Below are 11,934 nucleotides of genomic sequence, written 5' to 3' on the forward strand. Positions count from 1 at the left end.
CCTTGCGGCGCTTTTTATTGTACTTGTTTTATTGCTCTTTGTCTTTTTTGAATTTAACCCAGTAGTCATCTACGGATTGTTTCATTTCTTTACGCAATAACATAATGCCAAACAAGTTTGGTAGAGTCATAACAACAATAGCAACAGCTGCTAATTTCCACACTAGTGTAGTATCGGCAAACGATGCCCAAAAGAATGCCGCAACGTAAAATACGCGATACGGCATAACCGAGCGATTACCAAGTAAATAAATCATGGCACGGTCACCGTAGTACGACCATGCAATAGCTGTGGAAAATGCAAATAACAATAGGCCAATTGAAACTATGTATTGACCGCTATCGCCAAAAAAGCCACGTGTAAATGCTTTGGTTGTAAGCTCTGCTGAGTGTACTAACGATTTACCAACTAAACTTATGCTGTCGTCTGTTGGCATGCCATCTTTTACTTCGACAATTCCTGTGTATTTATGCTTATCAGTAATGCCAAAACGGATGTCTTCACCAATTGAGCGTGAATGTAATACGGTAAATCCATTACTTGTTGGCTCGCCATTAACTACATTAATATCACCGTTGAATAGCTCTACCTTGCTCTCTTTACCATTAAGGTAGTTGTATAACTCTTGGCGCTGTGCGTCATTGGTTTCTGAGTAGTCACCTTTTATGATGCTCATTGATGAACGCTCAAAATGTGTTTCGAACTTTTCGTTCCATACACCCGACGATAAAATAACTAAGCCTGTTAATGTACAAATGATGATTGTATCGATAAACGGTTCTAAAATAGACACCATACCTTCTGATACTGGTTCATCTGCTTTTGCTGATGCGTGAGCAATGGGTGCTGAACCTTGACCGGCCTCATTTGAGAATAAGCCACGGTTTACACCTCTGTTAAATGCATACGCAAACGAGGCACCTAAAAAGCCACCTGCGGCTGCTGAGCCAGTGAATGCATCAACAAAAATTGAAGCGAATGAAGGGCCGATGTTTTCTACATTGTAAAAAATAACACCTAACGCACCCACTATGTAAATAACAGCCATAATGGGCACTACACGTGATGTAATTGCAGCAATACGCTTAATTCCGCCTAGTATAACTAATGCAAGTAAAATAGATAGCACCGCACCGGTTGCCATAGGAGCAAAACCAAACGTGGCTTCCATACCCTGCGCAATATTATTAATTTGTGGCAAACTGCCTGTACCAAATGAGCTAATTACAGTAGCAACGGCAAATAAAATAGCAAGCCACTTCATGTTTAGGCGTTTATCCATGTAATACATAGGACCACCCGCCATGGTGCCATCTTGAGTTTTTTCGCGGTATTTGTGCGAAAGCGTTACTTCTACAAATTTGGTGGTCATACCAAAAAATGCCGTCATCCACATCCAAAATAGTGCCGCTGGGCCACCAATAGAAATAGCCAAGGCCACGCCGCCAATGTTACCCGTACCTACGGTGCCAGAAAGCGCAGTAGCAAGTGCTTGAAAGTGAGTGGTGTCTCCCTCTGTGCCTTTTTTATCAAACTTACCGGTAACCACTTTACACGCATGTTTGAAATAACGAATTTGTGGGAACTTTAAATAAATAGTAAAAAATAGACCAACCCCTAATAGCACGTAGGGAAACCAAACTGCGCCCCCTAACATGCCATCTAGGCTATCTAAAAGTTGTCCGAATGCATCCACGCTAAATACCTCTTATTATTTTATTTGAGACTGTTGATTGTTTATTACTTATTGAGAGCTAGGTAATACGATAACTAAGCTATTGCACACTTTTATTATTTGTTAATTTTGTAATAAAAAAGGGCAACATTTTAATGTTGCCCTTACCTTATACTAATTTATCTTAATTTATCAACGACATTTACGATTGCCGCTAAAGTATCTTGACCAAATTGATACGAGCGGCGGTCTGACCAGCCGTAATCTGGGTCCGGTAAGTCGTTATTATCTTTAAACGGCATCTCAATTGTGTAAGTAAGTGCTTTAAATTCTTCTGCTGTTGCCGATGAGCCTACGGTTAAATTAGCTTCACCGGGCTCGTCTTTATCGTAGCCGTGTTCATCTTGAAACTCTGGCGTGATAGTCAGTAATGCTGCTTTAAAGCTGTCTTCTAAGTCTTTTAAGCGATCATCGTAGCTTGGTATACCCTCGCTGCCCGCTACAAAGTTATAAGGAATAGCTTCGTCGCCGTGAATATCTAAATGCATATCTAGGCCTGTTTCGCGCATTTTATTAAGTACTAAATATACTTCAGGGCTATTTTCCATGCTCGGTGTTTGCCATTCACGGTTTAAGTTAACACCTTTTGCATTTGTACGAAGATGTCCACGTACACTGCCATCAGGGTTCATGTTTGGTACTACATAAAACACAGCCTTTGATAATAGTGCTGCGGCATGCGGGTCTTCATCGTCAAGCAGTTTATGTAATAACCCTTCTACAAACCACTCTGCCATTGTTTCGCCTGGGTGTTGACGTGCGGTGATCCAGATTGTTTTTTTATCTTCGCTAGGCTGACCAATTTTAAGCACGCTCATATCACGTCCATCAAGTGTTTCGCCTAATGTTTGTAATTGGCAAAGCTCTTCGCTTTGTGCCCAGGCTAATAAATCTAAATGACGCTCATAGCTGTAAGGCGCAAAGTAAGCAAAATAAACGCTACCGCACTCAGGCTCTAGCTCAAACGTGAGCGTGCCATTTTCATAATTTGACGGCACACGAAACCAAGTTTGGCGATCGTACGATGCCACTGCTTGATAGCCTTCCCACCCATCTGGGTAAGCTGAGTTTTCTAAATTATTAATGTTTAGCTTATGCAATTGATAAGGAGTTGTTTCTAGACGAAAGTGAAACCATTGATAAAACTCAGACTGATGATCGTTATTAATTTCTAATTGAATATTTAGCGGATCGGTGGCTTCGATAACCTTTATGTTACCACTATCAAAATTGCTGCTGATTTTCATGAAAAAACCTTAAGGTAGAATAAGTTTATCTGCTTAACTTGCAGAACTGACACTATTTTATAAATAGTAAATGCATAATTACGGGATAACCGCAGTACACATTGCAATAATCAAAGCCTACCACACAGGGTACACTTTAAAAATATAACGCGATTAAAAAAGCCAGCAAAAAAGCTGGCTTGGTATAATTGCGTTTAGTTTAGCGAGGTAAGCTTGGGAAAGCCACTTCAGCCATATCACGCATACAGCGAACTACTTGGCAGCTGTAACCAAATTCGTTGTCGTACCATACGTATAAAACAACGCGGTTACCTTCAACAATGGTCGCTTGTGAGTCAACTACACCCGCATAGCGGCTACCCACTAAATCGGTCGATACAATTTCGGTTGAGGCCGTGTAGTCAATTTGGTCGCGTAAATCTGAGTGCAGTGCTGTTTCACGTAGAAACGCATTAAGCTCTTCAACGGATGTGCTGCTATTGAGGTTTAAGTTTAATATAGCAAGCGATACATTAGGTGTAGGTACACGGATTGCGTTACCCGTTAACTTACCTTCAAGCTCAGGTAGTGCTTTTGATACCGCTTTAGCTGCACCTGTTTCGGTAATAACCATATTTAGTGCTGCAGCACGGCCACGGCGCTCTGCTTTGTGATAGTTATCAATTAGGTTTTGATCGTTTGTGTAAGAGTGAACGGTTTCTACGTGGCCGTTAGCAATACCAAACTTATCATTTAATGCTTTGAGCGTTGGGGTAATCGCATTAGTTGTACAGCTTGCTGCACACACGATTTTATCCTCTGCTTTAATGTCTTGGTTATTTACACCGTAAACAATATTTTTGATGTTGCCTTTAGCTGGTGCTGTTAATAATACTTTTGCAGCCCCTTTAGACTCTAAATGCTGGCCAAGGCCTGCTTCATCTTTCCAAATACCGGTGTTATCTACGACAAGCGCATTTTCGATACCATAAGCTGTGTAATCAACTTCGCTTGGCGAGTTAGCATAAATAACTTGTATGTAACTACCATTTGCTTTTATTGCATTACGCTCTTTATCAATGGTAATTGAGCCATTAAATGGGCCATGAATAGAATCACGACGAAGCAAGCTTGCACGTTTTTCAAGGTCGCCTTCTTTACCTCCACGTACTACGATTGCACGTAAACGAAGATCAGCATACGGGCCTGATTTTTCAATTAATAAACGCGCCAATAAACGCCCTATACGGCCAAAACCGTACAAAACAACATCACGCGGTTCTTTTGCAGGTGAGTCTGCAATTTCGGCTAATTCGTCTTTTACAAATTCATCAACAGTGCGGCCATTAGCTGCATCGTTATACAAATAGCTATAAGCAAGTTTACCAATATCAATACGTGCTGAATTTAGTTCCATTTTGCTAATGGCTTCTAAAAATGGGAAGCTTTCGCGTAAACGTAATTTAGTGCCTTCAAACTGAGCAACGGTTTTATGTGACTTGATAATATCGATAGTACTGGCATTTACGAGAGGACGGCCGTACACAGCGATTTCTATGCCGCGGTTACGATAAAGCTTACCAATAATAGGTTGCATGCTTTCAGCGTAATCTTGGCGTTCTTGCCAACTATTTGTATATTCTAATTCGTGAGATGAGGTCATTTTATTTACCTAATTTAATCATTTTGAACGGATAGCCTATTAAAATGCATTAGATTTTGAGAGTAATGCACTTAAGGCCGCTCTATTCTAAGTTAATCTAAAGTTATTCTCTACTGTTAGCGCACAAATGATTGCGTTAGAATGACAATGTATATATTCATTTGAGGTTAAGGAATGGCTTTAAGAGCAAGTTTAGTAGTAGCAATGTTAGCGTTAGCGGGGTGCGAAGATTCTCTTTCGCTTGCCCAAGTATGTGAGGAAACTCCGGGCTTTTGCGGTGATTTAAATAAAGATAGCCACTGTAAAAACGAACGTGCTGACGTAATTTTAAAACGCTACATTGAATATAAAAAACCAACAGATGAAAACAAATTTCAATTACTAAAAAAATTTGAATCTTATAATCAATGTATTACTTTAGCCGCAAAAATTGAGCACATTAAACTAAAGTCTAAAACAACATCACGAATTGAAGGCCAACTCACTAGCATTAAAGAGATGACGCGACTTTATCAAGATACAAAAAATACTAATCATCCAGGTTTGCTCTATTATCATTGGTCTCGCAACAATCAACAAAGTGCATTAACACGCTTACTTGCAATGGAAAATGATGAACGTGTCACAAACAGTGCAGAAATGCAGTTTTACCTTGCCTCTTATTACATTAAATTCGATGATGAAAAAACGATTGATTTGCTTTACAAAACGCTTGAGCTAAATAAGCAAGGCCAACAGCCAAACCCAGAAGTGTATACCTCGTTAATCAGTTTGTTTTATAAGCATGATAAATATAAGCACGCTTATATTTTTTCGAAAGTGGCGCAAAGCGCTGGCATTGAAAATATAGATTTATTACCTATTGAACACCAGCTAATGAGTGATGGTAAAAACTTAGATGCGCTGGATAACCTTGCTCAACAAACGTATGAACAAATACAAAACGGTGAGTTTGTATCCCCTCGAGAGTTTTAGCTTTGCAATATCAAATAATGCGCAAATAAAAAGGCAGCTTACGCTGCCCTTTTTTTTATTTTGATTTGCTTGTGCCCACTTCTACACGGGTTTTAAGCTTTTGACCTGGTCTAAAGGTCACCACGCGGCGTGCCGAAATAGGAATGTCTTCCCCTGTTTTCGGATTACGGCCTGGTCTTTCTTTTTTATCACGAAGATCAAAGTTACCAAATCCAGAGAGCTTAACCTGCTCGCCTTTTTCAAGCGCTGAGCGGATTTCTTCAAAAAACGCTTCAACTAAATCTTTGGCATCTTTTTTATTGATCCCGAGCTTTTCAAATAGGTGTTCAGCTATGTCGGCTTTAGTAAGCGCCATATCTAGTCCCTCAACGATGCATTAAACTTTTCGGCCAATGTGGCCACCACGTTATCAACAACCAGATTGATATCTTTCTCTTCGAGTGTTCTATCAACCGCCTGCAGTGTTAGAGCAATCGCCAAACTCTTATAATTTGGCTCAATACCTTTGCCCTTATACACATCGAATAAGTTTAGGTCAACCAATTGATTTCCGCCAACTTTTTCTATAGTGCTCAAAATATCACCTGAATTAACGCTGTCAGCCACTAAAATAGCGATGTCGCGGCGGTTTGAAGGGAATTTTGAAACCCCTACAGCTTGCGGTAAATTTCTTTTTTCTATTGCAGACATTTCAATTTCAAATACAAACGTCGCGTTATTGATATCTAACGATTTTTGTACTTGAGGGTGAAGCGCACCAAAAAAGCCGACCTTTTTACCATCTACATAAATAACTGCAGATTGACCTGGGTGTAAACCATCAGATTGCTCTGCTTTAATTTCAAAACGACTCACATCATTAGTAATAGCAAGCAGGGCTTCTACATCACCTTTTAAGTCGTAAAAATCAACGTTACGTTTTTGTTCAACCCAATGTTCACCATGGGCAAGGCCAGTAATAACACCACCCAATACAGGGATTTGTTGTAAGCCATTTTCAGCACTATCGTCACTGATAAATTTAAGGCCATGCTCAAACAAACGTATACGAGGTTGTTGACGATTTTGATTATACGCAACCGATGCTAAAAGGCCGGGCATTAAACTTACACGCATCGCCGACATTTCAATTGAAATTGGGTGCGGCAATACCAGTGGTTGGCTTTGTGGGTGTATAACTGCCTGTGCTTTAGGGTCTACGAAGCTGTAGGTAATTGCTTCTTGGTAGCCACGTGTCACTAAGGTATTACGAAACTTACTTAGTGCAATTGTTGACTCATCATGCGTAGTCATTTTTAACTTTGCAGTAGGGGCAACATTAGGAATACTGTTGTAACCGTAAACACGCGCAACTTCTTCAATTAAGTCTTCTTCAATAGAAATATCGAAACGGTAGCTTGGTATATCGGCGCTCCAGCTATCGCTTTCAAACTTAACGTCTAAGCCTAAACGAGTCAAAATATCGGTTACTTTCGCATCGTCAATATGATGACCAATTACACGGTCTAAACGCGCACGACGCAAGCGTACTTCTGTCACTTTGGGTAGTTTATCAGCAGCAACAGCTTCTACAACTGGGCCCGCTTCACCGCCTACAATATCAAGTAATAAAGCAGTTGCGCGCTCCATTGCATCGTGCTGCAGGGTAAAATCTACGCCACGCTCATAGCGATGTGATGCATCGGTATGCAAACCGTAACTGCGGGCTTGACCTGCAATTGCGACTGGGTTAAAAAACGCACTTTCTAATAAAATATCAGACGTTTTTTCTGTTACACCTGATTGCTCGCCACCAAATACACCTGCAATAGCAAGTGCTTTGTTGTGATCGGCTATCACAAGTGTTGATTCGTTTAGTTTTGCAGTATTACCATCAAGCAATACTAGCTCTTCACCTGCATTGGCATTACGTACCTTAATACCGCCTTCGATTGCATTTAAATCGAACGCATGCATTGGATGACCAAGCTCTAGTAATACGTAGTTAGTTATATCAACAACAGGGTCAATTGAGCGAATACCACTGCGACGAAGTTTTTCAACCATCCAAAGTGGTGTTTCTGCATCAAGGTTAATACCCTTTATCACGCGACCAAGGTAACGAGGACATGCATCTTCGTTCACAAGCTCAATAGAAACTTCGTCGTCAATAGTACCGCTAACTGCCGGAATTTGTAATTCGTTTACATCAACGCTGTTTAATACACCGACTTCACGTGCAAGGCCTTTTATACCTAAACAATCACCACGGTTTGGCGTTAAGTCAACATCAATTATATTGTCATCAAGGCCTAAGTATTCACGCAAATCTGTACCAACTGGTGCATCGCTTGGCAGTTCCATGATGCCATCGCCTTCTTCGCTTATACCTAGCTCAACAAAAGCACACAGCATGCCGTGTGATGGTTGACCTCGTAATTTGGCTTTTTTAATTTTAAAATCGCCAGGTAAAACCGCGCCTACCGTTGCTACCGCTACTTTAATGCCTTGGCGACAGTTTGGAGCACCACACACAATATCAAGTAGCTCATCACCACCTACATTAATTTTAGTCACGCGAAGTTTATCTGCATCAGGATGCTGTGCGCACTCTACCACTTCACCAACCACTACGCCGTTAAAATCCGCTGCTGCGCTTTCAACTGCATCAACCTCAAGGCCAGCCATAGACAGCTGTTCCGAAAGAGCTTGCGTATCAATAGCAGGGTTTACCCACTCTCTTAACCACTTTTCACTAAATTTCATTTTATATTTTCACTCTTAACGGAACTGGTTTAGGAATTTTAAGTCATTTTCGAAAAATGCACGTAGGTCATTTACGCCGTAGCGCAACATGGTTAAGCGCTCAACACCCATACCAAATGCAAAACCAGTGTATTTTTCTGGATCAATACCCACTGACTTAAGTACGTTAGGGTGAACCATGCCACAGCCTAATACTTCAAGCCATTTACCGTCTTTACCCATAACATCCACTTCAGCTGAAGGCTCTGTAAATGGGAAGAATGAAGGACGGAAACGAATTTCCATATCTTCTTCAAAAAAGTTACGTAAGAAGTCGTGTAAAATACCCTTAAGCTCTGTGAAGCTTACATCAGTATCAACCATTAAACCTTCTACCTGATGAAACATCGGAGTATGCGTTTGATCGTAATCGTTACGGTATACTCGACCTGGCGAAATAATTCGCAGTGGCGGTTGCTCTGTTTCCATAGTACGAATTTGCACACCACTTGTTTGGGTACGCAGTACTAACTTAGGATTAAAATAAAAGGTATCGTGATCTGCACGTGCAGGATGATGCTCAGGTATATTTAGCGCATCAAAGTTATGAAAATCATCTTCTACTTCTGGGCCTGATTTAACAGCAAAACCAAGTTCACCAAAAAAGCTTTCTATACGCTCAATTGTACGTGTGACTGGGTGAAGGCCACCCGTAGGCATTACGCGCCCTGGTAATGTTACATCAATTGTTTCAGCAGCTAGTTTTTCTTCTAGCGCTTTGCTTGCTAAAAGTTCACGCTTTTCATTAATTGCTGTTTGTACATCTTGCTTAGCTTGGTTAATTACTTGACCTGCTTCTTTACGCTCTTCAGGTGCAATTTTACCCAGGGTTTTAAGTAAGCTTGTGATTTCGCCTTTTTTACCAAGGTAATTAACCCTGATCTCTTCTAGTTGCGCGATTTCACTGGCACTTGCAACGGCCTCAAGTGCTTGCGCTAAAATATTTTCTAAGTTCATTCGATACCTGATCTTTCACAGAAGGTGATTACAATTTTGTTGACTAATGATAACTGAAAGCAGGGTCTAGATTCTAGACCTACTACAGCTTTAACGTTGATTTTATGAAGGGAATTGTTAATTTTCGTTGTGCTGCCATTGATGCATGATCTAATTTATCTAAAACGTCTAATAAGGCACGCATATCGCGACTTAAGCGAGTCAATAAAAAGCGGGCGCATTCATCACTTAGTTCAAGCCCACGCATATGTGCCCGCTTAACTAATGCCTGTGCTTTATCATCATCGCTCATTGAGCGAATTTGAAAAGTGGTTCCCCACTTCAGCCGTGACTCTAAGTCTGGTAAGCTAATATTGAGCATATCAGGTAGTAAGTCGGCAGTAACCACTAACATTTTTCCGGGCTCATTAAAGCGATTAAAAAAATTAAACAACGCTTTTTCCCACGCATCATTGCCGGCAACTAAATGCACATCATCAATACATAATACGTCGAGTGCCTCTAAGCCATCTAACACCATAGGGCCAAAGTCTATCACTTCACGCATAGACAAAAGCATGTTTGATAAGCCCCGCTCTTGGGCTTGTATACAAGTAGCGTACAATAAGTGAGATTTACCAGAGTCGCCTAAGCCGCACAGATAGGTGTACTGGAATTTGTTGGCCAGCTTTAAAAAGCTCGCTTTAAGGTGGTTTACCTCTAAAGAGTCTTCCCCACCAAAGTAAGAGGCAAATGTTTCATCGTCAGGCAATGTAACAGGTAGTGCCATTTGCATAGGCTCAGCGCTTAGCATTACTCACCGACCCATTGATACTCAAGACTGTTTTTGTCTACAACATGATAAAATGCGCGAGGGTCTACATAGTCTCTAAAGGCACTATCAAGCCCAAGGCCTTTTTTAAGATCTGACACACTGCCGGTGTGGTTAAGCTTAAACTCGACAAATTCTGGAGTTTTGCGCATTATTATTGCTTGCGTCACTACGCTCAAACTTTGTAGACGACGTTTTGCAAGTTCAATATCTACAAAGCTTTGAGTACCTTTTAAGGTGAGCGTAGCCGCAGCTTGTTCATAATACGCGTTAGGGTCGATAGCGTATTCATTGGCTAAACCCAACGCTAAGCTGTCAATCATTTGGCCTACTATTTGTTGTTTATCACCTTCGAGTCGGTTTGAATCGAATAAGTCATCATTAGTAAAACGCCAGTCTAAAGTCCACGTTTCACTATCGGGCTCTTGATACATTCTTGCCGTAATACTTCGCTCAGCGCTATAACGTCGTGACGCCTCTTCAACAGGGCCTGAAAAGTTACCCCACACCTCAGGGATACCGACTAAACGCCTATCTTGTAAATCCAAAAGCGGTACTACCACAGGTAAACCACGTCGACCGGCTTTGTCATATATTAGTTGCTCTAACTGCGGATAACTTTCTTGTGTGACAAGCTCTCTTCGCCAGTTATCTTCAATACCTAACCAAATCGCAACTAACGGACGCTGTACTCCCCAAAGCGGTAAATTTAATTCTTTAATTAATTCATTAATTTTGCGCGCTTCAAATTTAACAACGAGATTAAGCTGCCCATTTGCTTTTTCGTCATATTCAAATTTGAGCATGTAATCTGAAATGTTCCTAGTGCGCTGCTGAGCAAGCTTATTTTCATCAGCTGATTCATCTCCACTGACTTTAACTAAGACATTAAGTAATGCTTTACGACTAGCGGCTAAACGCGTGTCTCGGCTTTTATCGTCTACTTTTAATATATCCTGATACAGATCAGTTACTTCGACTGCCGATACAGAGAAACAAAATATAAATGATATGACACTAATTAATAATCTATACACTGGCTATTAGTTCTTGGTTTTAAACTATTTTGATCCTAAATCAAAGCCACTAACAAAGCAAAATTATATTTGTAATCTAGTTATTTTGAATAAATACGTTTATTTTAAAGTTAAAATACAGAATCAAACTGCCTCTTAGTAATATGCAAAGGGGATTTTTATTGCTTAGGCGCATTTACAGTAGGCACACAATAAACTTTAAAAGCAATATTATGATTATGTAGTGTGCTTTATCTGAGAGTTTAGTGATACTCAGCCCACGCTACGACAGTGGTGGAAACTGTGTGAATAATATCTGATAATCCAACACGTAAAATAATAACACTAGAATTATTATCGATGATTTTTAGCGTCGGATATCGGTTTGCTCGCCCGATCTACGAGATAGGTTTAGAAGTGAATGCATTATGTGTTTGGATTTCACTTGTCTCTAGACGTAAAAAAGCCGCTTCAAAATGAAACGGCTTTCGTGTCTATAGAGTCGGTGCGCTACGCAGTAGAATATCGTGGTGCTGACAGCGGTGTAGAGTCATGGTGAGATACTGCACTATCATCGCTTAATGTGTTGGATAACCAAAACACTGTTCACAAAGAGGCGCTGCGCTTAAGAGACACTCCGCTTTAGAGAAGAAGATGCTGAATATTACTTTTCTTGTATCTGGAGCCTGCGGTGTCGTAGTACCCACAGCGATAGAGTCACATAGCAAAGTACTCTTAATGTTTTTTAATGGGATTAAATGGGCACT

9 protein-coding genes are annotated in these 11,934 nt (G+C 40.6%); 1 reads left to right on the forward strand and 8 read right to left on the reverse strand.

Annotated features, from left to right (window positions below; genetic code table 11):
* Positions 1–28: 28 nt before the first annotated feature.
* The 3 genes from AABI99_RS06660 to AABI99_RS06670 form a co-directional block, all read right to left on the reverse strand.
* A complete protein-coding gene (locus AABI99_RS06660) occupies positions 29–1,696 on the reverse strand; it encodes an AGCS family amino acid carrier protein (protein ID WP_338364689.1) in 1,668 nt (555 codons plus the stop codon).
* 158 nt (positions 1,697–1,854) lie between these two features.
* A complete protein-coding gene (locus AABI99_RS06665) occupies positions 1,855–2,982 on the reverse strand; it encodes a M14-type cytosolic carboxypeptidase (protein WP_338364692.1) in 1,128 nt (375 codons plus the stop codon).
* A gap of 199 nt (positions 2,983–3,181) precedes the next feature.
* On the reverse strand, positions 3,182–4,624 hold the full coding sequence (locus tag AABI99_RS06670; protein ID WP_338364694.1) for a glyceraldehyde-3-phosphate dehydrogenase: 1,443 nt from the start codon (positions 4,622–4,624) through the stop codon (positions 3,182–3,184).
* A gap of 174 nt (positions 4,625–4,798) precedes the next feature.
* Here AABI99_RS06670 and AABI99_RS06675 point away from each other — a divergent pair, with 174 nt between their 5' ends.
* On the forward strand, positions 4,799–5,599 hold the full coding sequence (locus AABI99_RS06675) for a DUF2989 domain-containing protein (protein WP_338364696.1): 801 nt from the start codon (positions 4,799–4,801) through the stop codon (positions 5,597–5,599).
* A gap of 55 nt (positions 5,600–5,654) precedes the next feature.
* On the opposite strand, the gene ihfA is transcribed toward AABI99_RS06675, so the two are convergent.
* The 5 genes from ihfA to AABI99_RS06700 all read right to left on the reverse strand — a co-directional run bounded on the left by ihfA (position 5,655) and on the right by AABI99_RS06700 (position 11,188).
* Entirely contained in the window at positions 5,655–5,954 is a 300-nt protein-coding gene (gene ihfA / locus AABI99_RS06680) for an integration host factor subunit alpha (RefSeq protein WP_036969033.1), read from the reverse strand.
* A gap of 2 nt (positions 5,955–5,956) precedes the next feature.
* On the reverse strand, positions 5,957–8,344 hold the full coding sequence (gene pheT / locus AABI99_RS06685) for a phenylalanine--tRNA ligase subunit beta (RefSeq protein ID WP_338364708.1): 2,388 nt from the start codon (positions 8,342–8,344) through the stop codon (positions 5,957–5,959).
* Between the two features lie 15 nt (positions 8,345–8,359).
* Entirely contained in the window at positions 8,360–9,340 is a 981-nt protein-coding gene (pheS, locus tag AABI99_RS06690; RefSeq protein WP_338364710.1) for a phenylalanine--tRNA ligase subunit alpha, read from the reverse strand.
* Between the two features lie 82 nt (positions 9,341–9,422).
* Positions 9,423–10,133, reverse strand: coding sequence for a DnaA regulatory inactivator Hda (gene hda, locus AABI99_RS06695; protein ID WP_338364712.1), 711 nt, complete (start codon positions 10,131–10,133; stop codon positions 9,423–9,425).
* Positions 10,133–11,188, reverse strand: a complete 1,056-nt coding sequence (locus tag AABI99_RS06700; RefSeq protein WP_338364714.1) for a DUF2066 domain-containing protein — start codon at positions 11,186–11,188, stop codon at positions 10,133–10,135. Before AABI99_RS06700 ends, hda begins: the two co-directional genes overlap by 1 nt.
* Between the last annotated feature and the right edge of the window lie 746 nt (positions 11,189–11,934).

Origin of the sequence: uncultured Pseudoalteromonas sp. (assembly GCF_963922945.1) — a bacterium.
Classification (GTDB): domain Bacteria; phylum Pseudomonadota; class Gammaproteobacteria; order Enterobacterales; family Alteromonadaceae; genus Pseudoalteromonas.